The sequence below is a fragment of the Paracoccus bogoriensis genome, from assembly GCF_019431455.1.
GTDB lineage: Bacteria > Pseudomonadota > Alphaproteobacteria > Rhodobacterales > Rhodobacteraceae > Paracoccus > Paracoccus bogoriensis.
Genome location: NZ_JAHYSR010000011.1, coordinates 68303 through 90816, shown reverse-complemented (window position 1 = coordinate 90816; position 22514 = coordinate 68303). Strand labels below are relative to the sequence as shown.

Below are 22514 nucleotides of genomic sequence, written 5' to 3'. Positions count from 1 at the left end.
CAAGATGTCTGCTTCTGCTCTTCCCCAACGCCGCGACTGGCTGTCCATCCTGGCGAAATCCGCGCCCGAGCGACTGGCGGCGCTGCTTCCGGACCTGCCGGCGCATGAATGGCTGCGCGCACCCGAGACCGGCACGGTCATGGTGCAGGGCCGCATCAGCGCGACCGGCGCGCCCTTCAATATCGGCGAGATGACAGTGACGCGCTGCGCCCTGCGCCTGCCCTGCGGGACCGAGGGGCACGGCCATGTCCAGGGCCGCAGCCACGCCCATGCCACCCGCGCCGCCGCGCTGGATGCGCTGATGCAGACCGACCCTACCGCCCATGCGCCGCTGATCGAGACGCTGCGCCTTGAGGCGCAATCCGCGCGCGAGGCCCGCGCCGCCCGCGCCGCCGCCACCCGCGTCGAGTTCTTCACCCTGCAACGAGGAGAGGATTGATGATCCCCGGCCTTGCCGATCCCCCAATCCAGTCCTCGCGCGGTTTTCGCGTGCTGATGCAGGCGATGGCGCGCCCCGGCACGATCCAGCGCCTGAACCTGACGCAGCCGCCCGCGCTTGGGCCCGCGGCGGGCAGCGTGCTGCTGCTGCTGGCCGATCCGACGACGCCGCTGCATCTGGCCGGTGATCTGCCCGGACTTGCGCCCTGGCTGCAATTTCACGCAGGCAGCCCGCTGACCGGCCCCGAAGGCGCCAGTATCGCCGTCGGGCGCTGGCCCGATCTGCCGCTGGACCTGCTGCCCGTGGGCCTGCCCGATTATCCTGACCGCTCGGCCATGGTGATCGTGGAACTGGACCGGCTGGACGCAGAGGGCCCCCGCCTGACCGGGCCGGGCATCCGGGGCCATGCCAGCCTGTCCCTGCCCGCCATCGCGCCCTTTCGCGCGAACCGCGCCCTGTTCCCGATGGGGCTGGATTTCGTCTTCACCTGCGGCGACCGGCTGGCCTGCCTGCCCCGCAGCACCCGCGTGGAGGCCGCCTGATGTATGTCGCCGTCAAGGGGGGCGAGCGCGCCATCGACAATGCCCATGCCTGGCTGGCCGAGGAACGGCGCGGCGACCCGGCCCTGCCCCTGATGTCGGTCGCCCAGATCCGCGAGCAGATGGCACTGGCCGTCAACCGGGTCATGGCCGAGGGCTCGCTTTACGATCCCGACCTCGCCGCGCTGGCGATCCGGCAGGCGCGGGGCGACCTGATCGAGGCCGTGTTCCTGATCCGGGCCTATCGCACCACGCTGCCGCGCATCGGCGCCTCGCGCCCGGTGGATACCGGTGCGATGGCCGTGGACCGGCGCATCTCGGCCACGTTCAAGGACTTGCCCGGCGGGCAGGTTCTGGGGCCCACCTTCGACTATACGCACCGGCTGCTGGATTTCGCGGATCAGGCCGCGATCGACCCGGCCCCGCTGGCCGCACCCGACACCGCGCCGGTTCCGCATGTGACCGCGATCCTCGACCGCGACGGGCTGATCGAGCCTGTCCCCCATGATGACACGCCCGCCCCCGACCTGACGCGCGAGCCGCTGGAACTGCCCGCCTGCCGCGCGCTGCGGCTTCAGGCGCTGGCCCGCGCGGATGAGGGCTTTACCCTTGCGCTGGCCTATTCGACGCAGCGCGGCTATGGGCGCACCCATGCCTTTGTCGGCGAATTGCGGATCGGCCGCGTCCCGGTCGAGATGGATGTCCCCGAACTGGGCTTTGCCATCGAGATCGGCGAAATCGAGCTGACCGAATGCGAGACGGTGAACCAGTTCAAGGGCTCGCGGACCGAGCCCGCGCAGTTCACGCGCGGCTACGGGCTGGTGATGGGCCAGTCCGAACGCAAGGCCATCGCCGTCAGCCTGGTGGACCGCGCGCTGCGCTGGCAGGAACTGGGTGAGGATTTCACCGGCGCCCCGGCGCAGGATGCCGAATTCGTGCTGTCCCATTGCGACAACATCCAGGCGACCGGATTTCTGGAACATATCAAGCTGCCCCATTACGTCGATTTCCAGGCCGAACTGGAACTGGTCCGACGCCTGCGGGCCGAAGCGCAAGAGGCCCAGCCATGACCGCCCTGACCACCATCGTCTTTGACATCGGCAACGTGCTGGTCCGGTGGGATCCCCATGCGGCCTTTCTGCCCGCCCTGCCCGACCGCGCGGCGGTGGATGCCTTTCTGGCGCGGATCGACTTCTTCAGCCTGAACCTGCGCGCCGACGGAGGCGAGACCTTTGCTGACCTCGCCCGCGATATTCCCGATGCCGATGACCGCGCGCTGTTCCTGACCTATCTGGAGGGGCACGCGGCCTCGATCCGCGAACCGATCGAGGGGTCATGGGCGCTGATGGAACGCCTGCGCGGGCGCGGGTTTGCCATCCATGCGATCACCAACTGGTCGGCCCAGACATGGCCCATCGGCCTTGCGACCCATCCGCGTCTGGCAAAAGCCTTCGGCGTCACGGTCGTCTCGGGACAAGAGGGGATCATCAAGCCCGATCCGCGCATCTTCGAAACGCTCTGCCAGCGTGCCGGGGTCGCACCGGCTGAATGCCTGTTCATTGATGACGGCCCCAGGAACGTCGCGGGCGCGCAGGCGGCGGGGATGCAGGCCCATCACTTCACCACGCCTCAGGCGCTGGAGGCCGATCTGACCGAACGGGGCCTGCTATGAGCGATTACAACTTCGCCTATCTCGACGAACAGACCAAGCGCATGATCCGCCGGGCGATCCTCAAGGCGCTGGCGATCCCCGGCTATCAGGTGCCCTTCGCCAGCCGCGAGATGCCGATGCCCTATGGCTGGGGCACGGGTGGCGTGCAGCTGACCGCCGCCTGCCTCACGCCTGACGACTGCCTGAAGGTCATCGACCAGGGCGCCGATGACACGACGAACGCGGTCAGCATCCGCAAGTTCTTCCAGCGCACCGCAGGCGTCGCCGTGACCCAAGCCACGCGCGAGGCGACCCTGATCCAGACCCGCCACCGCATCCCCGAGACGCCGCTGACCGAAGATCAGGTGCTGGTCTATCAGGTGCCGATCCCCGAACCGCTGCGTTTCCTCGAACCGCGCGAGACCGAGACCCGCAAGATGCACGAGCTGGAGGAATACGGGCTGATGCATGTGAAGCTTTACGAGGATATCGCCCGGCACGGCCAGATCGCGACCTCTTACGCCTATCCGGTCAAGGTCGAGGGGCGCTATGTCATGGACCCCTCGCCCATCCCGAAATTCGACAATCCCAAATTGTCGGACTGCCCTGCGATCCAGCTTTTCGGCGCGGGCCGCGAACAGCGCATCTATGCGCTGCCGCCCTATACGCAGGTGGTCAGCCTTGATTTCGACGATTACCCCTTCGAGGCCAGCAAGCCCGACCATGATTGCGACCTCTGCGGCGCCTCGGACAGCTATCTGGACGAGGTGATCACCGATGATCGCGGGGGGCGGATGTTCGTCTGCTCGGACACCGATTTCTGCGCAGGCCGCGTGCGGGCGGGCCATGCCGGCCGGCTGGCGGGCCGGAACAAGGGGGCTGCGGCATGAGCGCGCCGATCCTGTCCGTCCGGGGCCTCGAACGGCGCTACGGCGCGCGGATCGGCTGCACCGGCATCGGCTTCGACCTGTGGCCGGGCGAGGTGCTGGGCATCGTCGGCGAGAGCGGCTCGGGCAAGTCCACGCTGCTGTCCTGTCTGGCCGGGCATCAGCGCCCCGAGGCGGGGCGCGTCACCTATGACGGGCGCGACGTGCTGGCCATGGCCGAAACCGAAAGGCGGCGGCTGGCGCGCACCGAATGGGCCTATGTCCATCAGCACGCACGCGACGGGCTGCGCATGGGCGTCAGCGCGGGCGCGAATGTGGGCGAACGGCTGATGGCCACCGGCGCGCGCCATTACGGGCGGCTCCGCGCGCAGGCCATCGACTGGCTGGACCGGGTCGAGATCGACCAGACCCGGATCGACGACCGCCCCACGGCCTTTTCCGGCGGGATGCAGCAGCGGCTTCAGATCGCGCGCAATCTGGTGACGGGGCCGCGTCTGGTCTTCATGGACGAGCCCACCGGCGGGCTGGATGTCAGCGTGCAGGCGCGGCTTCTGGACCTGCTGCGCGGCCTCGTGCGCGACATGGGTCTGTCGGTGATCATCGTCACGCATGACCTTGCGGTGGTGCGCCTGTTGGCGGACCGGCTGATGGTGATGAAATCGGGTCGGGTGGTGGAACAGGGCCTGACCGATCAGGTGCTGGACGATCCGCAGCACGCCTATACACAGCTTCTTGTCTCATCCGTGCTTCAGGTGTGAACCGTGATCAGCGTCGAGAACCTTTCCAAATCCTTCACGCTGCACAATCAGGGCGGCACCGTCATCCCCGTGATGGCGGGGGCGTCCCTGCATGTGGGTCCGGGCGAATGTGTGGGGCTGGTCGGCCAGTCGGGGGCAGGCAAGTCCACGCTGATGCGGATGATCCAGGGCAATTACCTTGCGGGCGCGGGCAGCATCCGCATCGCCGGAACCGAACTGGTCGGCGCCGAACCTCGCGCCGTCACCCGCCTGCGCCGCGAGACGCTTGGCCATGTCAGCCAGTTCCTGCGCGTCCTGCCGCGCGTTCCCGCCGTCGATGTCGTGGCCGAGCCTCTGCGCGCGCTTGGCACCCCCGAAGCCGAGGCACGTGCCCGGGCCGAATGCCTGCTGTGGCGGCTGAATATCCCGCGCAGGCTGTGGTCCCTGTCGCCCACGACCTTTTCGGGGGGCGAACAGCAGCGCGTGAACATCGCGCGCGGTTTCGTCCATCCCTTCCCCTGCCTGTTGCTGGATGAACCGACGGCCAGCCTCGACGCCCTGAACCGCGAGGTCGTCCTGACCCTGATCGAGGAAGCCAAGGCCCGCGGTGCGGCGATCCTGGGGATCTTTCACGACGCGCCCGCGCGCGACCGGGTCTGCGACCGGCTGGTCGATGTGACCGCCTGCACGCCGGGACGCGCGGCATGATCGTCGCGGTGGTGGGCCCATCCGGAGCGGGCAAGGATCGGCTGATCCAGGGCGCGCGGGCGCTGCGGCCCGACCTGCGGCTGGCACGGCGCGTCATCACCCGCCCGACCGAGGCCGGGGGCGAGGATTTCGAGGGCGTCACGCCCGAGGCATTCGCCGCCATGCGCCGCGCGGGCCGCTTCGCGCTGGACTGGCAGGCGCATGGACTTTCCTACGGCATCCCACGCGATCAGCTTGACGGGCCGGGGCCAGTCATCTTCAACGGCAGCCGCGCAGCCCTGCCGCAAGCCATGGCGTGCCTGCCCGGTCTGCGCGTGGTCCTGATCACCGCGCCCGAGGGGCTGCTGGCGCAGCGTCTGGCCCTGCGCGGGCGCGAGGATGCCGCCGACATCGCCGGGCGCCTTGCGCGGGCAGGCTTTGCCATGCCGCCCGGCGTCCCCCATCTGACGGTGATGAACGATGCCGATCCCGAAACCGGCGTGGCGCGGTTGCTGGACGCGCTTCAGCCCGACAGGGCGGCGCGGTGACGCAGATGGAAGTACCCCGCGCGATCCTCGGCCACAAGGCACAGATCCTCGATGGCGAAGCGGCGCGGCAGGACCGGCGTCAGCCAGTCCGACAGCACCGGGATGAGCGCTCTGCCCTCGCCCGGCAGAAGCTGATCGGTCAGCGTCAGATGAAAGCGGAACTCCTCCATCACGAAAGGATAGCCCCACCGCTCCAGCAGCGCGCGCTGACGGGAGGTCAGGCTGTCGGGACGGCGGCGGGCAATCTCGGCCTTGGTCAGCGGCAGACGCAGCGAGTCGGTCGCGCGAATCACGGCCTCGCCCAAGGCGCGCAGTCCCTTGTCGCAACCCTCGGGCAACAGCGCCAGGAAACCGTGCAGATCGGTCAGAGCCAACGCCCCGCAATGAAGCGGCGTCAGCGATGCGGCGCAATGCTCGACCGCTTCGATCAGGCGGGCCTCGTCGCAAGCGGGGCGGAAAGGCGCGCGGATCGTGCCGTGAAAGCCGTATCTGCGCGGGGCCCGCGTCAACTCGGCCAAAGGGCGCGGCAGGCCCGGCAGATCGGGCTGCGCCACGGCGCGACCCGCCTGCATGTCCCAGCCCAGCCATGCCGCGCAGGCATCGGCAAATTCCCCCGCGCGCGGGGCGTAGTAGATGGCATATCGTGCAAATTCGGTCATGATGGCCCGCCTTAACCCCGGATCGTCACATCCCTGTGACAGAACTCTGCCAATTCACCCCCTTCGACACCCAGCCTCAAGACCGGAAATCGACATGACCGACACGATCCTTGCCAATGCCCTTCTGGTCCTGCCGGATGAGAGCTTTCACGGCCACCTGGTCCTGCGCGAGGGCCGGATCGCCGCCATCGGGCGCGGCCGCGACATCCCGCACGGCGCGCTGGATTGCGACGGCGATCTGGTCATGCCCGGCCTGATCGAACTGCACACCGACAATCTGGAACGCCATATCGAGCCTCGCCCCCGCGTGGACTGGCCCCATCAAGCCGCCATCATCGCCCATGACGCCGAATTGTGCAGCGTTGGCATCACGACGGTGTTCGACGCGCTGCGGGTGGGGTCGGTCATCACCTCGAACAATGCGGGCTATGGCGAATATGCCCGCGCCCTGGCCGACGAGATCCTTGACCTGCGCGCCCGCGCCGCGCTGCGGATCAGCCATTTCCTGCATCTGCGCGCCGAGATCTGTTCCCAGACCCTGATCGAGGAAATGGCCAAGTTCGGGCCTCTGGACCGGGTCGGCATCGTCAGCCTGATGGATCACACGCCCGGCCAGCGCCAGTTCCGCGATGTCAGCAAGTTGCGCGATTACGTCATCGGCAAGGCGGGTCTGTCCGAGGCCGAATTCGCCGAGCATGTCGCCGAACAGCAGGCCCTGCGCGACCGCGTGGGCGAGGCGCATGAGGCCGCCGCCGTGGCCGAGGCACGCCGCTATGGCGCGGTGCTGGCCAGCCATGACGACACGACCGAGGACCAGGTGGCCGTCAGCGCCCGCCACGGCTGCCATTTTGCCGAATTCCCCACCACGATCGAAGCCGCCCGCGCCTGTCATGCCCATGGCATCAAGGTGATGATGGGTGCGCCGAACCTGATCCGGGGCGGGTCGCATAGCGGCAACATCGCCGCCAGCGTGCTGGCCGAGGCGGACCTGCTGGACATCGTGTCGTCCGATTACGTGCCCTCGGCGCTGCTGTCGGCGGCGCTGATGCTGGGCGATCTGTGGGGCGATCTGGCGCGGGGAATCGGCACGGTCACACATGCGCCCGCCGACGCGGTCGATCTGCATGACCGGGGTCGGCTGGCCGTGGGCGCGCGCGCAGACGTGATCCGCGTCACCCGCATCGCGGGCAGCGGCATCAATACGGGCGCGGTGCGCGGGGTCTGGGTGCAGGGGCGGCGCGTCGGCTGACGCGCGCGCCCGTTGCTATCAGATCTGACGCTCGGGCAGTTCGACGACCAACCCGTCAAGATCCTCGGTGACCTTGATCTGACACGTCAGGCGCGAGCGCACCGGGTCGGGCTGCCAGGCGAAATCCAGCATGTCCTCTTCCATCGGATCGCGGGCGGGCAGCTTCTCGACCCAGTCGGCGGCGACATAGACGTGACAGGTCGAACAGGCACAGGCGCCGCCGCAATCGGCATCGATGCCGGGGACGCCATTGTCGCGCGCGCCCTCCATCACCGTCATGCCGGGCCGCACATCGACCTCGTGGCGTGTGCCGTCATGTTCGATATAGGTGATCTTCGCCATCTCTCGCCTGTCCCCTGGTTCATCCCTTGGTCTGGTCCGAGTTAGGATATCGCCCCACCAATGAAAAGGGGCAGCCCGGCGGGCCGCCCCGATGTTGCAGCAAGCCCGACAAGGCCGCGCTTCAGTCTTGCGGGTCCAGCGCCAGTGCAACGAAGCGCGGAGCGCCCTCGCGCCGGACCAGGACCAGGATCGAGCGGCGTCCCGCCTCGCGCACCTCGTCCACCCGGGCGCGCAGATCCGCGATCGAGGCGACGGGCTGCTGTGCGGCTTCGGTGATGACATCCCCGGCAGCAAGCCCCTTGTCGGCGGCCGGACCTTGCGGGTCCACCCCGGTCACGACCAGACCCCGCGCATCGGACGACAGGCCAAGTTCGGCCGCCGTCTCGGGCGTCAGGGGCGCAAGGCTCAGGCCCAGCATCTCGGTCTCGCCCTGATCCTCGGGCGCAGGGCTTCCGCCGGGACGACTGCGCCCGGTGGCTTCCTCGCGCAGGCCAAGCGTCACCTGCACGGTCTCTTGCGCACCGTCGCGCATGACCACGACATCGACCGTCTCGCCCGCCGGCGCCTCGGCCACGCGTCGCACCAGACTGCGCGTGTCGTTGACCTCGGTTCCGTCGAACGACAGGATGACATCGCCCGCCCGAAGGCCGGCATCGCGGGCCGGGCCCTCGGGAACCTCGGTGATCATGGCGCCGCGCGTGCCGTCCATGCCCATCGCCTCGGCCATCTCGTCGCTGACATCCTGGATCATCACGCCCAGCCAGCCGCGCCGAGTTTCGCCGAATTCCTTCAATTGATCAACGACTTGCGATACGACATTCGACGCCATCGAGAACCCGATTCCGATCGAGCCACCATTGGGCGAGAGAATCGCGGTGTTCACGCCAATCACCTCGCCCTTGAGGTTGAACAGCGGGCCGCCCGAATTGCCGCGGTTGATCGCCGCATCGGTCTGAAGGTAATCGTCATAAGAGCCCGACAATTCTCGGTTGCGCGCCGAGACAATGCCCGCCGATGCAGAAAAGCCCTGGCCCAGCGGGTTGCCCAGTGCCAGAACCCAATCCCCCACGCGCGCCGTGTCGCTGTCGCCAAAGCCCACAAAGGGGATCGCTTCTTCGCTTTCGACCTTGAGCAGCGCGATGTCGGTCGAAGGGTCGGTGCCGACCACCGTCGCAGGCAGGCGCTTGCCGGAATAGAACTCGATCTCGATCTGGTCGGCGCCCTCGATCACGTGATTGTTCGTGACGATGTAGCCGTCCGGCGAGATGACGAAGCCCGAGCCGAGCGCGGTCGAACGCTGCGGGCCGCGGCGCTGGGGCAGGCCGTCAGGTCCGGGAAAACCGAATTCGCGGAACAGGTCGGAAAAGGGGCTGCCTTCGGGGAACCGCGGTCCACCGAAGCCACCCGTCGGCTGCGATACGACCGAGGTCGTGGTGATATTCACGACCGCGGGCGAGACCTGTTCGGCAAGATCGGCGAAACTGCCCGGCATCACCTGCGATCCCGCAGTGGCCGCGGCCTCGGCGCCAAGCGGCTGATTCGCATCGGCAGCATCCTGCGCCTGCTGGCTGACCTGCGGCGAAACTTCGGCTTCGGACGGTTCGATCAATTGCTGCGCGAAAGGCGCGCCCAGACCAAGACCAAGGGCAAGGACCGAGACGGTCAGCAGGTGGCGGGGCGAAAGCGATCTCATGGACAACCTCTCAATTGAGCGGCAGGGGCTTTTATCCCGCTGCCGTTTTCGCATTTGATCCTGATCTGGGGATCAGTTGCAAGAAATCCACGCTCTCGGGTTGTGAACAGATTGTGATTTCTGTTGCAGAATGGGCGGGGTAATCCCCGCCCATTCAATTCCTGTCCTCAATTCGCGGGCGCTTCTGCCGGCGCCTCGGTGGGCGCTTCGGCCGGGGCCGCCGCCGGGGCGTTGCCGCCATCCTCGACCGCATCGGGCATGATGATCTCGGACGGCTCCTGCGGCGGGGTGGTCAGGCTTTCCGGCACGGGAGTCAACCTTACGCCGGCCGATTCCCCCAGCGGATTGCCCTCGCGGTCAGTGATCACGGGCTCGACCAGCTCATCCTCCTGGCTGGCTTCGCTTTCGTAACTGCGCCGTTCGGCGGCCGAATTGCCCGGCGGCACGGGGACCGAGGGCGGGTTGGCCCGATCCGCGCCGTCATCGAGCAGGTAGGTGAAGAATTCACCCTCGGGCGACAGGACCATCGCGGCACCCGTGCCGATCATCGCCCGCTCATAGGCAGTCATCGAGCGGACAAAGGCAAAGAACTCGGGGTCGCGGCCAAAGGCATCGGCATAGATCGCGTTGCGTTGCGCGTCGGCTTCGCCTCGGATGATCTCGGCGCGGCGCCGCGCCTCCGAGGTCAGTTCGACCACGGTCCGATCGGCGGCGGCGCGGACGCGCTGCGCGGCCTCGCCACCGCGAGCGATCTCGTCGGCGGCCTCGCGTTCCCGTTCGGCCCGCATCCGGGCATAGGTCGCATTCAGGTTCTGCTCGGGCAGATCGGTGCGGGTCAGGCGCACGTCGATGATCTCGATCCCCAGCCCGCCCGAATTGTTGCGCGCCTCGTTGCGGATCTGATTCATCAGCACCGTCCGGTCATCCGACAACACCGCCGTCGAGGGAACCGAGCCCAGAACCTCGCGGATGGCGGCGCTGACGATCGGTTCCAGCCGCGACATCGCGGCCGGAATGCCACCCGTCCCCACCGCCTGACGGAAGCGCACCGGATCGGTGATGCGCCAGCGCGCGAAGGCGTCCACGACCAGACGGCGATCGTCCAGCGGTGTGACCTCCAGCGGGCTGGTGGGCAGGCCCAGGATGCGCGCGTCGTATTTGACCACATTGTCAAGGAAGGGCACGCGGAAATTCAGCCCCGGCGTTTCCTGCACATCGACAACACGACCCAGACGCAGCACAAGCGCCTTTTCACGTTCATCCACGATGTAGAGAGACGAAGCCGCCACGACGGCCGCAACAAAGACCGCCGGAAGCGCGATCGTGGTCAGCGAGAATCTGCGGGCCATCAGTTCGTCCCTCCGGTGGTCGCGGCGCCCATTGCGGGCTGCGTGCCGGTCAGGCCGGATTGCGCCTGTCCGGGCTGATTGCGGTTCTGCTGCGGCGGCACTGCGCCGCTGCGCAACTGGTCAAGCGGCAGATAGGGCACCACACCCGATCCTGCCGTGCCCTCGCCCAGGATGATCTTCTGCACGTCGGCCAGAACCTGCTCCATCGTTTCCAGATACATCCGGCGACGGGTCACGTCGGGCGCCCTGACATATTCCTCATAGATCGAGTTGAAGCGCGAGGCCTCACCCTCGGCGGTGTTGACCGCCTCGGCGCGATAGGCTTCGGCCTGTTCCAGAATCTGCGCTGCGTTACCGCGGCCCTGGGCCAGAACACGGTTGGCATAGGCATCGGCCTCGTTTTCCAGCCGGTCGCGTTCCTGCTGGGCAGCCTGCACCTCGCGGAAGGCGTCGATCACCTCGGCGGGCGGGTCGGCACGGTCAAGGTTGACCCGGACGACATTGATGCCCGACTGGTATTCGTCCAGCGTCCGCTGCACCGCCTCGCGCAGGTCGGTGGCGATGGCGCCACGGTCGCGGTTGAGGATCGGCGCCAGTTCGCTGCGTGCGATGATGTCGCGCATGGCCGACTCCGACACTGCGCGAATCGTGTCGGCGGGATCGGCCAGATTGAACAGGAACATCTGCGGATCGCGGATATTCCAGACGACCTGATATTCCATGTCCACGATGTTCTGATCGCGGGTCAGCATCAGACCGCTGTCCATTGGTCCGGCGCGGCCGGTCCCGATCTCGGTGACGCGCTCGTTCGTGACGGGCACCACCTCGGCGCGCATCACGGGCCAAGGGGCAAAGTTCAGACCCTCGGTCCCGACCGAGACGGCGCGACCGAACAGGAACTCGACCGACAATTCGTTTGTCTGGACCCGATAGAAGCTGGCCGCCGCCCAAAGGCCAAGCGCCACAAGCCCCACAACCGCCAGCGTCGAGCGGTTCATGGAGAAATTTGGACCGCCCCGGCCCCGGCCCGGACCAGCAGGACCACCGCCCCCGCCGCCGCCCATCAGGACGCGCAGGCGTTCCTGGCCTTTCTTCATCAGATCCTCGATTTCCGGAATCTGCTGATCGCCCCGGCCCGGTTTCTGACCGCTCGGCGGCTGTGGGCTGCCCCATGGCCGCCCGGCCGGAGGACGCCTGTCGCGCCCCCCCTCATCCCGGCCGCCGCCATTCCCGCCACCGCCTCCGCCCCAGGGCCCCTGATTTGCCATCCGCAGACCTTCTTTCCTTGGAATTTCCGTTGTCTGAAAACTGGGGAATGGGGCCGGAATGTCAACCCTCGCAGCCCCGCGACAGCCCCCCGCCGATGCGGCAGAGGGCCGCGCACACGCGATCGTCAGCCCGCAATCTCCGCATGACGCCGCGTGGGCACGCGCATTGTCACCAATTCCTCGGCGGCGGTGGGGTGGACCGCAATGGTGGCATCGAACTGCGCCTTGGTCGCGCCCATGCCGATGGGAATGGCAGCCAGCTGGATCATCTCGCCTGCCTCGGGGCCGAAGATGTGGCAGCCCAGCACCCTGTCGGTGCAGGGATCGACCAACAGCTTCATCATCACCTTGGCGTCGCTGCCGGCAAAGGCCGAACGCATCGGCCGGAACTGCGTCGCATAGACATCGACCGGTCCCTTGGCGCGCGCCTGCTCTTCGGTCAGGCCGACGCTGGCGACCTCGTGGGGGCGCAGATAGACGGCACTGGCGACCAGCGAATGATCCACCTTGCGCGGCCTTGCGCCAAAGACGGTATCTGCAAAGGCATGTCCCTCGCGGATCGCCACCGGAGTCAGATTCACCCGGTCGGTCACATCCCCCACCGCAAAGATCGAGGGCACGCAGGTCTGCGACCATTCATCGACCTCGATCGCGCCATTGGGCTTCAGCCGGACCTCGGTATTCTCAAGGCCCAGACCGGCGGTGTAGGGGATCCGACCGGTGGCGAAGAGGACCGTGTCGAAACGCTCGTCCGTTCCATCCTCGAAACGCACACGGATCTTGTCGCCCTCACGATCCAGCCGCGTGGGTGTCGTGCCCAGTCGAAGATCGACACCGATCTGGCTCAGTTGCAGCGTGGCCAGATCGCGCGCCTCGCGGTCGAAGCCACGCAGGACAGCATCGCCGCGATAGACCTGCACCGTCTCGACACCCAGGCCCGCCAGGATCGTGGCGAATTCGCAGGCAATGAAGCCCCCTCCGACCAGCAGAGCCCGACGCGGCAGCGCATCCATCACGAACAGATCGTCCGAGACCAGCGCCAGCTCCTCGCCCGGAATGCCGATCTTGCTGGGCCGACCGCCAGCGGCGATCAGGATATGACGCGCAGTCTTGCGCGTGCCGTCGGCCAGCTCGACCGTGTGATGATCCGCGATAACGGCACGTTGATCATGGATATCGACGCCGGCGCGGGTCAGCCCGGCGCGGTAAACCAGTTCAAGCCGCGACAATTCCGCATCCAGCTTGGCGCGAAAGACCGACCAGTCGAAGGCGCCCGCCTCGGCGCCCTCCCAGCCATAGCCGCGCATTTCCTCGGTCATCAGCCGGGCTTGCGAGGCAAAGATCATCAGCTTCTTGGGCACGCAGCCGCGGATGACGCAGGTGCCGCCCAGACGGCTTTCCTCGGCCAGACCGACCCGGGCGCCATGCTCGGATGCCGCGATCCGCGCCGCCCGGACGCCGCCCGAACCGCCGCCGATGACGAAAAGATCATAGTCAAACGCCATCCCGGTCCCCCTCGGCCGCCAGCATGTCGGCATCAAGATCGGCCTCGCGCGACAATTCGGTCACGCCGCCATCGGGCCGCCCGATGATCGCCAGATCGCACATGCCAAGGAACAGACCGTGCTCGACCACGCCGGGAATGGCCGAAAGCGCGCGCGCCAGGGCGACCGGATCGGGGATCTCGCCCAGATGCAGGTCCAGGATCAGGTTGCCCTCATCCGTGATCACCGGATCGCTGCCGCGCAGGCGCTGCATCACGTCGCGCCCGCCCAGCTCAAGACCCTCAAGCGCGCGCCGGATCAGCTTGCGCGTGGTCTCGAAGCCGAATTCCAGAACCTCGACCGGCAGGGGAAAAGCGCCAAGCGTCTCGACTACCTTGCCGGGATCCGCGATGACGACCATGCGGTCACTCGCCGCCGCCACGATCTTTTCGCGCAGATGGGCCGCCCCGCCGCCCTTGATCAGATGCAACTGGCCGTCCACCTCATCGGCGCCGTCGATTGTCAGGTCCAGCCAGCCGATCGCATCCAGCGCCTCGACCCGCAGGCCCAGATTCTCGGCCAGATCGGCCGTCGCCTTGGAAGTCGCCGCACAACGCAGCCGCAGCCCCTCGGCCTCGGCCCGCGCCGCAAGCTCGCGCACCATCACGCTGGCGGTCGAGCCCGTCCCAAGCCCCAGCCGCATCCCGTCCTGCACCAGCGCCACGGCAGCCCGCGCCGCCGCCAGCTTGGCCGGATCCACTTCTGATACCTGCGCCATGTCCTGTCCCCTCTTCTGGCCCCGCCCCGCTTATAGGCAATGCGCCGCCAAAGCGCGAGACCCGGCCCCTTTGCCTTGTCCAAATATTCTCGGGGCAGAGTCGCGGCACGCGACGGGGCGCGAGCGCCCCTGCCCGGCCAAGATCGCGCGCCGTCAACCGCGGCGAAGATCTTCGGGCAGCACGACCGAGAACCGGCTGCCCTTGCCGCGCTCGCTCTCGATCCGCAGGCGGCCGCGATGACGGCTGATGATGTGCTTGACGATGGCCAGGCCCAGCCCCGTTCCCCCCTGTTCGCGTGACCGGTGGGTGTCCACGCGGTAGAACCGTTCCGTCAGACGCGGCAGATGGATCTCGTCGATTCCTTCGCCGTGATCGACGATCTCGACCGACCAGCCCGGCCCGCGCAGTTGCGGCTCGTGCGGGATGCGGCGCAGAACGACCTCCAGAAGCCCGCCCGAGCCGCCATATTTCAGCCCGTTCTCGATCAGGTTCTGAAACACCTGCGTCAACTGGTCGGCGTCGCCCGGCAGCGTGACCGGCTGGTCCAGCCCCTCGGTCCGCAGCACCACCCCGGCGGCCGCGGCGCGCGGCTCCATCGTCGCCAGGACAGACCGCAGCAGCCCGGCCAGATCCAGCATCTGCGCGGGACGGCGCCGTTCTTCGGCCTGGACGCGGCTCAGCGACAGCAGATCGCTGATCAGCCGATTCATGCGGCCGGCCTCGCGTTCCATGATGTCCAGAAAACGGTCGCGGGCGCGGGCATCGTCGCGCGCCGGGCCGCGCAGGGTCTCGATGAAGCCCAGCATCGCGGTCAGGGGGGTCTTCAGTTCGTGACTGACATTGGCGACGAAGTCGCGGCGCACCTGTTCGGCCTCGTCCGCGACGGAACGATCCAGGATGGCAATGCTCGCCCCCCGCCCGATCAGCAGCGACAGGGGCGCCACGGTGATCTCGGCCATGATCGTGCGCCCGTCCACCCCAAGCCGCGCCCGCAGCTCGGCGCAGCCGGGCGCGGCGGTCGAATCTTCGGCTGGCTTGGGGGCGGGATGGCGGTCGGGGTCCAGAACCCAATCCACTGCCTGCACGACACCCGGATGACGCAGCACCGTGACAAAGGGCCGGTCAAGCAGATCCTCGCCCAGCAGCAGCCGCGCGGCGGCATTGGCCGCGATGGTGCGCGCCTGCGCATCCACGGCCAGCATCGGCACTGGCACCCCATCCAGAAGGCCCTGGGCGCGGCGCCGCAATTCAGCCGACATCGCCCGGCCCCAAGGCGCGCAGCCCCGCCTGGAATCGCGCGGCGTTCGCGCGGTAACGCCCGGCCGCGGCGCGCAGACCGTCCTGCGCATCGGCATCCAGCATTCGCACGACCTTGCCGGGCATTCCCATCACCAGCGCGCCCGGCGGCACCTGCCGCCCTTCGGGGATCAGCGCGCCCGCGCCGATCAGCGCGCCCGGACCGATCTCGGCGCCGTTCAGGATCGTGGCGCCCATACCGACCAGCACACCGTCGCCGATCCGGCAGCCATGCAGGATCGCGCGATGGCCGATGGTGCAATCCGCCCCGATCAGAAGCGGAAAGCCGGGATCGGTATGCAGGCAGCACAGATCCTGAACATTACTACCCTGTCCCACGCGGATCTCTTCGGTATCGCCCCGCAGGACCGCGCCGAACCAGACCGAGCTGGCCGCCTCCAGCACGACCCGGCCCATCACCTGCGCATCGGGCGCGATCCAGGCATCGGGCGCGATCTGCGGGGTCAGCCCGTCCAGCGCCCAGATCATGCCTCGGTTCCTTCGGTCATCAGAGCCTGCACAAAGCCCCCCAAGCCCGTCTGACGGTCGCGGCGCAGCCGCTCGGCGGTCAGGATGGCGCGCAGCCTTGCCTCGGTCTTGTCCAGATCGTCATTGACAAGGACGTAATCGTATTCGGCCCAATGGCTGATCTCGGCCCGGCTTTTCCGCATCCGTTCTGCGATGACCGCATCGCTGTCCTGGCCGCGCGTGCGCAGGCGGCGTTCCAGTTCGGGCAGCGAGGGGGGCAGCACGAAGATCGACACGACGTGACGCCCCAGCGCCGAGGCGCGGATCTGCTGGCCACCCTGCCAATCCACATCGAACAGCGTGTCGCGCCCCTCGGCCATGGCCTTTTCGACCGGCGCGCGAGGAGTGCCGTAGAAATTGCCGAACACTTCGGCATGTTCCAGCATCTGCCCGTCAGCGACCATGCGGCGAAAGGTGTCGGTATCGGTGAAGTGGTAATGAACGCCGTCCACCTCGCCGGGCCGGGGCGGGCGCGTCGTGGCCGAGACCGAGAAACGCAGGCTGTCATCCCACGCCATCAGACGCCGCGCCAAAGTCGATTTCCCCGCCCCCGAAGGCGAGGACAGAATGACCATCAAACCGGTGCGCATCATCATCAGGCTTCCTTTGGTCTGGCGATTGCAAGGGGGGATGCAACGGCCCGGCCAGCGGGTCAAGGCTTTCGCGAAAGCCGCGCGGCAAACTTAACCATCCGGTAACGAAGGACTCGGCATGACAGCTTGATCCGGCTATGCTGCACGGGTGATTTCAGGCGCAGAAGGCTGCCTGTCTGTTCCGTGTGTAACGAGGCGCAGCATGAGCGATCATGAGACCGGTTCCGACCTGCCCGACCGGGACGGCCCGCAAGCCGTGCCGCGCCTTGGCATCAACGGCGTCGGTCGGGCAGAGACCATGCTGCACGAGATACGGCGCTACTGGAACCTCTTGCGCGGGGGGCGGGCGGTTCCGGCACGTTCCGATGTGGACCCGCGCGGCTTTTCCAGCGCCATCGAGAATGCCTTCATCCTTGAGCGGATCGCACCCGGCGCCGCGCGGATCAGGCTGGCGGGACGCCACCTGATCGACCTGATGGGGATGGAGGTGCGCGGTATGCCGATCTGTGCCTTTCTGAACCCCTCGTCCCGCGGCAGATTGTCGGATGTGCTGGAAAGCGTGTTCAAGGCGCCGCAGATTGCGGAACTGCGGCTGGCATCGCCGGCTGGCTATGCGCGCCCTGCGCTGAAGGGGCAGATGCTGCTGATGCCGCTGCGGTCCGATCTGGGGGATGTGACGCGCGCACTCGGCTGCCTGGTGTTCCAGGGCGACATGGGCGAGGCGCCGCGTCGTTTCGATCTGGTCTCGGACCGCGTCATGCCCGTGATCGACGGCGGCGTCACGCTGACCCCCTCGCCCTCGATCCTGGGCTTTGCCGAGACGGGTGACGGCTTTCTTCCCCGACCCCAGCCGCGCCAGCCCCGGTCGTCGGGCCGAGGCTTCGGCCCCGAGGATAGCGGGATCACCCCCGAGGAACGGCGCGCGCGATTTTACATCGTTCAGGGGGCAAAACCGCCCGAAACGCCCTGACGCCTCGGCCCGACAACCCTGGCTATCGGCGGTAAGGGGCGGCTTGGGCGGGCGCAGCGCGCCCCTCGCCCTTGACTGCGATACCCTCGACCCGGCGAAGGCCCGGATTCGCGGATGCACCGCGCGGGCTGCTTGTCCGACCCATCGGCCAGCGGCTCGGGCAGATCCAGGGGCGATGGTCACATCAAGGACGGCGGCGACCTTGCCATCCGGCGCAATCCGGATTCAGAAGTTCGTTTACCGGCGGAGGCCGCCCCCTGGTCCTGCCAGAAAAGATGTTCGTTCAGCCTCGCGCGCGACGACCCCAACCGCATGGGCCTTGCGAGAGGGCCAAGGGAAAACCCGCCCGCGAAAGCAGGCTGTTCCGATCGGCTGTCATGGCACTGATAGGCGCAGAGTCATGGCACCCCATGAAGGGGTCAGGCACGAGCGCGGAGCCACCGCATCACCGGGCCTGGATGACCTTGACGGCGCCACCCTGCGCAGACAGGGCGATCTCGCCGCTCGCAAGGCGCAGCGCGTCACGACCGAAAACCTCGGCCCGCCAGCCTTGCAGAGCAGGCACATCACGTTCGCCCGTGGCAATGGCGTCCAGATCCGAGGCCGAGGCGATCAATTTCGGCGCCACCCCCGCCGCATCGGCCTTGGCCTTCAGCAAGACCCGCAAAAGATCCGACAGGGCGGCATTGCCGGGTCGGCCAGGCTCTTCGGATCTGGGCTGCGGCAGGTCGCGGGTTTCGATCCCCGCCTTGACGGCGGCCAGGATGCCATTGGCGATTTCGCCCTTACGCGCCTCGCGCAGAAGCAGGCGCGAGCGTGCCAGATCGGATTCGGTCAGCGGCTTGGTCGAGGCCAGCTCGATCATTGCATCATCCTTGAACACGCGCGAGCGCGGGATGTCGCGTTCCTGCGCGTAGGCCTCGCGAAATCGCGCAAGTTCGCGCAGGATCGCCAGGAAGCGAGGCGAATTCGTGCGGGTGCGCACCTTCTTCCATGCTTCCTCGGGGCGGGTGATATAGGTCTCGGGATCGGTCAGCACTGCCAGTTCCTCGGCCAACCAGCTTTCGCGTCCGGTCTTGACCAGTTCGGCCGACAGGAATTCATAGATCTGACGCAGATGCGTCACGTCGGCCAGCGCATAGGCGGCCTGCGCGTCCGACAGCGGTCTGCGCGACCAGTCGGTGAAGCGCGAGGACTTGTCCAGATTGGCGCGCGCGATCTTGCGAACAAGCGTTTCGTAGCCGACCTGCTCGCCAAAGCCGCAAACCATCGCCGCAACCTGCGTGTCAAACAGCGGCTCGGGGAAGATGCCCGCGTCATGGTGGAAGATTTCCAGATCCTGGCGCGCCGCGTGAAAGACCTTGACCGTGCCCTTGTGTCGGAACAGGTCGTAAAGCGGCTCCAGCGACAGGCTCTCGGCCATGGGATCGACCAGAACCGCCTGCCCCGCGCCCGATTGTCCCGCGGGCGGTAGCGCAAGCTGGATCAGGCACAGCTTGGACCAATAGGTCCGTTCGCGCAGGAATTCGGTATCGACAGTGACGTAAGGGGCGGCTTTCGCAGCCTCGCAGAACAAGGCAAGCTCGTCCGTGCGGGTGATGGTGGTGATGTCCTGGCTCATACGGCTCTTTCGCGTGCGGCGGTTCGTCCGCCCATCCGCGTGTTCTACGCCGTTGACAGGAAATTGAAAAGGGCCGCGTGGGGCGGCCCTTGTCGCAGCGTCAGCGCGGCGCCTCGTCGGGCTGACGGTGATGCAGCGCCTCGGCCACGCCCGGCTCGCAGCGGGTCTTTGCGTCCATCGGAACGCCCGTGCGGAACGCCGCGCGCCCGATCAGATGCGCCGCGACCGGCGCGGTCAGCAGCAGGAAGACGATGGCCGCCACGGCCCGCGCCGTCACTGTGCCCTCAAGAAAGGCAAAGGCCACGGCGGTCAGGATCAGGCCCGAGCCAAGCGTGCCGGCCTTGGTCGAGGCATGCATCCGGACCAGAAGATCGGGCAGGCGCAGCACGCCCAGACCGGCGGCAAAGCAGAAGAAGCCCCCGCCCACGACCAGAAAGGCGACAAGAAGTTCGATCATCATTCCCGATCCTCGCGGTTGATGGCGTTGCGCCGTTCCAGATAGCGGGCCAGGCAGACGGTCGCCAGAAAGCCCACCAGCGCCAACACCACGGCAACATCCAGAAAGGCCGCATTGCGCGATTGCAGCGCCGACAGGCCGGCAAAGGCCACAAGCTGCACCGTCATCATGTCCAGCGCCACGATCCGGTCGGCCAGCGTCGGCCCCTTGATCAGCCGGATCGAGGCCAGCGCGACCCCCAGAATGACCAGCGCGAAGCCCAGAAGAACTGCATAATCCAGAAATGTCATCGCCTTACTCCGTCGCCTCGCGCACCCAGACCTCGAACCGGTCGCGGATCTGCGCCCGGATCGCGTCGGCGTCCTCGCCGAACATCGCGTGGATATACAGCGTCTTGCGGTCGGCCGAGACATCCAGCGTCAACGTGCCCGGCGTCAGCGAGATGAAGTTCGACAGCAGCGTGATCTGCAGATCGGTCGTCACGTTCAAGGGCACCGCGATCAGCGCAGGCCTGGAACGCTGGCCCGGCGTGATCACGTCCGCGACCACGGCGAAAGAGCTGACCACCAGTTCATAGACGAACATCACGATCAGCCGCGCCCAGTAATAGAGCCGCAGGAAGTAGCTGCCCGTTTGCGGGAAAAGCGGGCGCACCAGCCACATCGCGGCCAGACCGATCAGGAAGCCCGTGATCAGGCCCGCCAGCGACAGATCGCCCATCAGCGCGACCCAGGCAAAGGCCAGCAGCAGGTTCGTGGCAAACAGGTTCATGGCTGCACCCCCAGAACGGTCGTGACATAGGCGGTCGGGTCAAGCAGTTGCTCGGCCGAGGTCTCGGCGAACTGCACGAAGGGCTCGGGGAAAAGGCCGATGATGCAGGTCAGCACCGCCAGCCCGACGATCGGCGCCATCAGCGCCACCCGTTCGCCCGCTGGCAGATCGCCCAGACGCGGCTTGATCCCATCGGGGTGCTTCGGCCAGAAGGCCGCGCCCCAGATCTTGGTCATCGAGTAGATCGTCAGCAGGCCCACCGCCAGAGAGGCGCCGGCCACGAACCACATCTCCAGATCCAGCGCCGCCTTGACGACGACGTATTTCGCCCAGAAGCCCGATAGCGGCGGAAAGCCCGCCAGCGAGAAGGCCGGGATCAGGAACAGGAAGGCCAGCAGCGGCGCATGGGCGTAAAGCCCGCCCAGACGCGACAGGTCCGTGCTGCCGCCGATCCGCTTGGCGACGCCCGCGACAAAGAACAGGTTGGCCTTCACGATGATGTGGTGGACGAGGTAGAAGACCGCCCCCACAAGGCCAAGCGGCGTGAAGAGCGCAAGCCCCAGCACCATGTAGCCGATCTGGCTGATGATGTGGAAGGACAGGATGCGACGGAAATCGTTCATCGCGGCCGCGCCCAGAACGCCCGTCACCATCGTCGCCACGGCCAGCCACAGCAGGATCGTGTGCGTGAAGGTCACGTCCTGATCGAAGATCAGCGTGAAGCTGCGGATCAGCGCATAGACGCCCACCTTGGTCAGCAGGCCCGCGAAGATCGCGGACACCGCGACCGGCGGCGTATGATACGAGGCCGGCAGCCAGAAGAACAGCGGAAACAGCGCCGCCTTGACCCCGAAGGCCACCATGAACATCACGGCGATCGTGGTCAGCAGGCCGGCATTCTCGACCTCGCGCACGGCCAGGTGCAGGTCCGCCATGTTCAGCGTGCCGGTGATCCCGTAAAGCAGGCCAATCCCCGACAGGAACATGATCGTCGAGACGAGGTTCAGTGTCACATACTTGATGCCGCCATCCAGCTGTTCCTTGCTGCCGCCCAGCACCAGAAGGCCGAAGCTGGAGATCAGCATGACCTCGAACCAGACATAGAGGTTGAACAGGTCGCCCGTCAGGAAGGCGCCGCAGACCGCCGCAACCAGCACCTGAAGCAGGGCGTGAAAGCCCAGACGCTCCAGCCGCTCGGGGATCTCGGCGAGGGTGTAGATGACCGTGGCCATCGCCGTGATCGCGGTGATCACGACCATGACGCCGCCCAGGTAATCGGCGACCAGCGTGATGCCGAAGGGTGCCTGCCAGTTCGACATCTGCCCGGCGATGACGCCGTGCTCCAGCACCTCGCCCATCAGGATGAGGCTGGCGAACAGCAGCACCACCGTGCCCGCGACCGAAATCCAGCGCCCGGCGGGGCTGGTGCGGAACAGATAGGCCAGAACCGCCGTGACCAGCGGAATCAGGATCGGGTTGACGAGAATCCAGCTCATGCGCGGGCCTCCCCGCCCGTGGGGGTCGTGGTGGCGTCGGTCTTGTCCAGCGTCGGATCGCTGGCGGGCGGCGTGCCGGGTGCGGCGGTCGGGTCGGGATGGGGCGTGGTCCTGGGCGCGGAAACCGGCTCGGCCAGGCGCATCTCGTCACTGTTGACGGTGCCGAGGCTGCGATAGGTCCGGTAAACCAGCGCCAGCGTGAAGGCCAGAAGGCCGAAGCCGATCACGATGGCCGTCAGCACCAGCGCCTGCGGCAGCGCATTGGCGACGACGCCCGTCGGCGCATAGGCGCCTTCGTCGATCAGCGGCGGCGCACCTGCCGTCAGGCGGCCGGACAGGAAGATCACCAGGTTCGCCGCGTTCGACAGCAGGATCAGCCCGAACAGGAAGCGGATCACGTTGCGGTCCAGCATCAGATAGACGGACGAGGCCATCAGCACGCCGATGGTCAGGGCAAGCAGCAATTCCACC

General features: G+C 67.3%; 26 protein-coding genes. 10 read left to right on the top strand and 16 right to left on the bottom strand.

Annotated features, from left to right (window positions below):
- The first annotated feature begins 4 nt into the window (after window positions 1–4).
- From phnG to phnN, 8 genes are read left to right on the top strand one after another with little or no spacing between them, the layout of a single operon-like run.
- Window positions 5–439: a phosphonate C-P lyase system protein PhnG gene (gene phnG / locus KY389_RS07470; RefSeq protein ID WP_219830264.1), complete on the top strand. Its 435-nt coding sequence runs from the start codon at window positions 5–7 to the stop codon at window positions 437–439.
- Complete coding sequence (phnH, locus tag KY389_RS07465; protein WP_219830263.1) at window positions 439–981, top strand: phosphonate C-P lyase system protein PhnH; 543 nt, start codon at window positions 439–441, stop codon at window positions 979–981. Before phnG ends, phnH begins: the two co-directional genes overlap by 1 nt.
- A complete protein-coding gene (locus KY389_RS07460) occupies window positions 981–2048 on the top strand; it encodes a carbon-phosphorus lyase complex subunit (RefSeq protein WP_219830262.1) in 1068 nt (355 codons plus the stop codon). Before phnH ends, KY389_RS07460 begins: the two co-directional genes overlap by 1 nt.
- Entirely contained in the window at window positions 2045–2650 is a 606-nt protein-coding gene (locus tag KY389_RS07455) for an HAD family hydrolase (protein ID WP_219830261.1), read from the top strand. The genes KY389_RS07460 and KY389_RS07455 overlap by 4 nt, the downstream gene beginning before the upstream one ends.
- Window positions 2647–3519 carry an alpha-D-ribose 1-methylphosphonate 5-phosphate C-P-lyase PhnJ gene (locus KY389_RS07450; protein WP_219830260.1) on the top strand — a complete coding sequence of 291 codons (873 nt, stop codon included), beginning with the start codon at window positions 2647–2649 and terminating at the stop codon, window positions 3517–3519. The genes KY389_RS07455 and KY389_RS07450 overlap by 4 nt, the downstream gene beginning before the upstream one ends.
- Window positions 3516–4274 carry a phosphonate C-P lyase system protein PhnK gene (phnK, locus tag KY389_RS07445; RefSeq protein WP_219830259.1) on the top strand — a complete coding sequence of 253 codons (759 nt, stop codon included), beginning with the start codon at window positions 3516–3518 and terminating at the stop codon, window positions 4272–4274. Before KY389_RS07450 ends, phnK begins: the two co-directional genes overlap by 4 nt.
- A 3-nt stretch (window positions 4275–4277) precedes the next feature.
- The gene (gene phnL / locus KY389_RS07440; RefSeq protein WP_219830258.1) at window positions 4278–4961 is read left to right on the top strand and encodes a phosphonate C-P lyase system protein PhnL; all 684 of its coding nucleotides are present in this window, start codon (window positions 4278–4280) and stop codon (window positions 4959–4961) included.
- Window positions 4958–5488 carry a phosphonate metabolism protein/1,5-bisphosphokinase (PRPP-forming) PhnN gene (gene phnN / locus KY389_RS07435; protein WP_219830257.1) on the top strand — a complete coding sequence of 177 codons (531 nt, stop codon included), beginning with the start codon at window positions 4958–4960 and terminating at the stop codon, window positions 5486–5488. Before phnL ends, phnN begins: the two co-directional genes overlap by 4 nt.
- Here phnN and KY389_RS07430 read toward each other — a convergent pair.
- Window positions 5464–6147, bottom strand: coding sequence for a DUF1045 domain-containing protein (locus KY389_RS07430; protein WP_219830256.1), 684 nt, complete (start codon window positions 6145–6147; stop codon window positions 5464–5466). The genes phnN and KY389_RS07430 overlap by 25 nt on opposite strands.
- A 94-nt stretch (window positions 6148–6241) precedes the next feature.
- On the opposite strand from KY389_RS07430, the gene KY389_RS07425 reads away from it, so the two are divergent.
- Entirely contained in the window at window positions 6242–7396 is a 1155-nt protein-coding gene (locus KY389_RS07425) for an alpha-D-ribose 1-methylphosphonate 5-triphosphate diphosphatase (protein WP_219830255.1), read from the top strand.
- Window positions 7397–7414: 18 nt separating this feature from the next.
- On the opposite strand, the gene KY389_RS07420 is transcribed toward KY389_RS07425, so the two are convergent.
- The 9 genes from KY389_RS07420 to gmk all read right to left on the bottom strand — a co-directional run bounded on the left by KY389_RS07420 (window position 7415) and on the right by gmk (window position 16728).
- Window positions 7415–7738: a 2Fe-2S iron-sulfur cluster-binding protein gene (locus tag KY389_RS07420; protein WP_219830254.1), complete on the bottom strand. Its 324-nt coding sequence runs from the start codon at window positions 7736–7738 to the stop codon at window positions 7415–7417.
- Window positions 7739–7859: 121 nt separating this feature from the next.
- The gene (locus KY389_RS07415) at window positions 7860–9431 is read right to left on the bottom strand and encodes a DegQ family serine endoprotease (protein WP_219830253.1); all 1572 of its coding nucleotides are present in this window, start codon (window positions 9429–9431) and stop codon (window positions 7860–7862) included.
- A 167-nt stretch (window positions 9432–9598) separates the two neighbouring features.
- Complete coding sequence (gene hflC, locus KY389_RS07410; RefSeq protein WP_219830252.1) at window positions 9599–10780, bottom strand: protease modulator HflC; 1182 nt, start codon at window positions 10778–10780, stop codon at window positions 9599–9601.
- On the bottom strand, window positions 10780–12048 hold the full coding sequence (gene hflK / locus KY389_RS07405) for an FtsH protease activity modulator HflK (RefSeq protein ID WP_219830251.1): 1269 nt from the start codon (window positions 12046–12048) through the stop codon (window positions 10780–10782). Before hflK ends, hflC begins: the two co-directional genes overlap by 1 nt.
- A gap of 125 nt (window positions 12049–12173) precedes the next feature.
- The gene (gorA, locus tag KY389_RS07400; protein ID WP_219830250.1) at window positions 12174–13553 is read right to left on the bottom strand and encodes a glutathione-disulfide reductase; all 1380 of its coding nucleotides are present in this window, start codon (window positions 13551–13553) and stop codon (window positions 12174–12176) included.
- Window positions 13543–14310, bottom strand: a complete 768-nt coding sequence (gene rpiA / locus KY389_RS07395) for a ribose-5-phosphate isomerase RpiA (RefSeq protein WP_219830249.1) — start codon at window positions 14308–14310, stop codon at window positions 13543–13545. Before rpiA ends, gorA begins: the two co-directional genes overlap by 11 nt.
- A 153-nt stretch (window positions 14311–14463) precedes the next feature.
- Window positions 14464–15570, bottom strand: a complete 1107-nt coding sequence (locus KY389_RS07390) for a sensor histidine kinase (protein ID WP_219830248.1) — start codon at window positions 15568–15570, stop codon at window positions 14464–14466.
- On the bottom strand, window positions 15560–16096 hold the full coding sequence (locus tag KY389_RS07385; protein WP_219830247.1) for a gamma carbonic anhydrase family protein: 537 nt from the start codon (window positions 16094–16096) through the stop codon (window positions 15560–15562). Before KY389_RS07385 ends, KY389_RS07390 begins: the two co-directional genes overlap by 11 nt.
- Window positions 16093–16728 carry a guanylate kinase gene (gene gmk / locus KY389_RS07380; RefSeq protein ID WP_219830282.1) on the bottom strand — a complete coding sequence of 212 codons (636 nt, stop codon included), beginning with the start codon at window positions 16726–16728 and terminating at the stop codon, window positions 16093–16095. The genes KY389_RS07385 and gmk overlap by 4 nt, the downstream gene beginning before the upstream one ends.
- Before the next feature lie 202 nt (window positions 16729–16930).
- Here gmk and KY389_RS07375 point away from each other — a divergent pair, with 202 nt between their 5' ends.
- Window positions 16931–17698, top strand: a complete 768-nt coding sequence (locus KY389_RS07375; protein WP_219830246.1) for a PAS domain-containing protein — start codon at window positions 16931–16933, stop codon at window positions 17696–17698.
- Window positions 17699–18143: 445 nt separating this feature from the next.
- On the opposite strand, the gene rnd is transcribed toward KY389_RS07375, so the two are convergent.
- The 6 genes from rnd to KY389_RS07345 all read right to left on the bottom strand — a co-directional run bounded on the left by rnd (window position 18144) and on the right by KY389_RS07345 (window position 22513).
- Window positions 18144–19307 carry a ribonuclease D gene (rnd, locus tag KY389_RS07370; protein ID WP_219830281.1) on the bottom strand — a complete coding sequence of 388 codons (1164 nt, stop codon included), beginning with the start codon at window positions 19305–19307 and terminating at the stop codon, window positions 18144–18146.
- 112 nt (window positions 19308–19419) lie between these two features.
- Window positions 19420–19776 carry a monovalent cation/H(+) antiporter subunit G gene (mnhG, locus tag KY389_RS07365; RefSeq protein WP_246588007.1) on the bottom strand — a complete coding sequence of 119 codons (357 nt, stop codon included), beginning with the start codon at window positions 19774–19776 and terminating at the stop codon, window positions 19420–19422.
- Entirely contained in the window at window positions 19776–20066 is a 291-nt protein-coding gene (locus tag KY389_RS07360) for an MrpF/PhaF family protein (protein ID WP_219830244.1), read from the bottom strand. Before KY389_RS07360 ends, mnhG begins: the two co-directional genes overlap by 1 nt.
- Before the next feature lie 4 nt (window positions 20067–20070).
- Entirely contained in the window at window positions 20071–20547 is a 477-nt protein-coding gene (locus KY389_RS07355; RefSeq protein ID WP_219830243.1) for a Na+/H+ antiporter subunit E, read from the bottom strand.
- Window positions 20544–22043 carry a Na+/H+ antiporter subunit D gene (locus KY389_RS07350; RefSeq protein ID WP_219830242.1) on the bottom strand — a complete coding sequence of 500 codons (1500 nt, stop codon included), beginning with the start codon at window positions 22041–22043 and terminating at the stop codon, window positions 20544–20546. The genes KY389_RS07355 and KY389_RS07350 overlap by 4 nt, the downstream gene beginning before the upstream one ends.
- On the bottom strand, window positions 22040–22513 hold the full coding sequence (locus tag KY389_RS07345; protein ID WP_219830241.1) for a Na+/H+ antiporter subunit C: 474 nt from the start codon (window positions 22511–22513) through the stop codon (window positions 22040–22042). The genes KY389_RS07350 and KY389_RS07345 overlap by 4 nt, the downstream gene beginning before the upstream one ends.
- Between the last annotated feature and the right edge of the window lies 1 nt (window position 22514).

Excerpts from the sequence above, each read along its gene's own strand:
- KY389_RS07360 (WP_219830244.1), bottom strand. The coding sequence starts at position 20,066 with ATGACATTTCTGGATTATGCAGTTCTTCTGGGCTTCGCGCTGGTCATT.
- KY389_RS07385 (WP_219830247.1), bottom strand. The coding sequence starts at position 16,096 with ATGATCTGGGCGCTGGACGGGCTGACCCCGCAGATCGCGCCCGATGCC.
- KY389_RS07450 (WP_219830260.1), top strand. The coding sequence starts at position 2,647 with ATGAGCGATTACAACTTCGCCTATCTCGACGAACAGACCAAGCGCATG.
- mnhG (WP_246588007.1), bottom strand. The coding sequence starts at position 19,776 with ATGATCGAACTTCTTGTCGCCTTTCTGGTCGTGGGCGGGGGCTTCTTC.
- gmk (WP_219830282.1), bottom strand. The coding sequence starts at position 16,728 with ATGATGCGCACCGGTTTGATGGTCATTCTGTCCTCGCCTTCGGGGGCG.
- hflK (WP_219830251.1), bottom strand. The coding sequence starts at position 12,048 with ATGGCAAATCAGGGGCCCTGGGGCGGAGGCGGTGGCGGGAATGGCGGC.
- KY389_RS07350 (WP_219830242.1), bottom strand. The coding sequence starts at position 22,043 with ATGAGCTGGATTCTCGTCAACCCGATCCTGATTCCGCTGGTCACGGCG.
- phnN (WP_219830257.1), top strand. The coding sequence starts at position 4,958 with ATGATCGTCGCGGTGGTGGGCCCATCCGGAGCGGGCAAGGATCGGCTG.
- hflC (WP_219830252.1), bottom strand. The coding sequence starts at position 10,780 with ATGGCCCGCAGATTCTCGCTGACCACGATCGCGCTTCCGGCGGTCTTT.
- phnK (WP_219830259.1), top strand. The coding sequence starts at position 3,516 with ATGAGCGCGCCGATCCTGTCCGTCCGGGGCCTCGAACGGCGCTACGGC.
- KY389_RS07355 (WP_219830243.1), bottom strand. The coding sequence starts at position 20,547 with ATGAACCTGTTTGCCACGAACCTGCTGCTGGCCTTTGCCTGGGTCGCG.
- KY389_RS07390 (WP_219830248.1), bottom strand. The coding sequence starts at position 15,570 with ATGTCGGCTGAATTGCGGCGCCGCGCCCAGGGCCTTCTGGATGGGGTG.
- KY389_RS07420 (WP_219830254.1), bottom strand. The coding sequence starts at position 7,738 with ATGGCGAAGATCACCTATATCGAACATGACGGCACACGCCACGAGGTC.
- phnG (WP_219830264.1), top strand. The coding sequence starts at position 5 with ATGTCTGCTTCTGCTCTTCCCCAACGCCGCGACTGGCTGTCCATCCTG.
- KY389_RS07455 (WP_219830261.1), top strand. The coding sequence starts at position 2,045 with ATGACCGCCCTGACCACCATCGTCTTTGACATCGGCAACGTGCTGGTC.
- KY389_RS07430 (WP_219830256.1), bottom strand. The coding sequence starts at position 6,147 with ATGACCGAATTTGCACGATATGCCATCTACTACGCCCCGCGCGCGGGG.
- rpiA (WP_219830249.1), bottom strand. The coding sequence starts at position 14,310 with ATGGCGCAGGTATCAGAAGTGGATCCGGCCAAGCTGGCGGCGGCGCGG.
- gorA (WP_219830250.1), bottom strand. The coding sequence starts at position 13,553 with ATGGCGTTTGACTATGATCTTTTCGTCATCGGCGGCGGTTCGGGCGGC.
- KY389_RS07375 (WP_219830246.1), top strand. The coding sequence starts at position 16,931 with ATGAGCGATCATGAGACCGGTTCCGACCTGCCCGACCGGGACGGCCCG.
- KY389_RS07425 (WP_219830255.1), top strand. The coding sequence starts at position 6,242 with ATGACCGACACGATCCTTGCCAATGCCCTTCTGGTCCTGCCGGATGAG.
- KY389_RS07415 (WP_219830253.1), bottom strand. The coding sequence starts at position 9,431 with ATGAGATCGCTTTCGCCCCGCCACCTGCTGACCGTCTCGGTCCTTGCC.
- KY389_RS07460 (WP_219830262.1), top strand. The coding sequence starts at position 981 with ATGTATGTCGCCGTCAAGGGGGGCGAGCGCGCCATCGACAATGCCCAT.
- phnH (WP_219830263.1), top strand. The coding sequence starts at position 439 with ATGATCCCCGGCCTTGCCGATCCCCCAATCCAGTCCTCGCGCGGTTTT.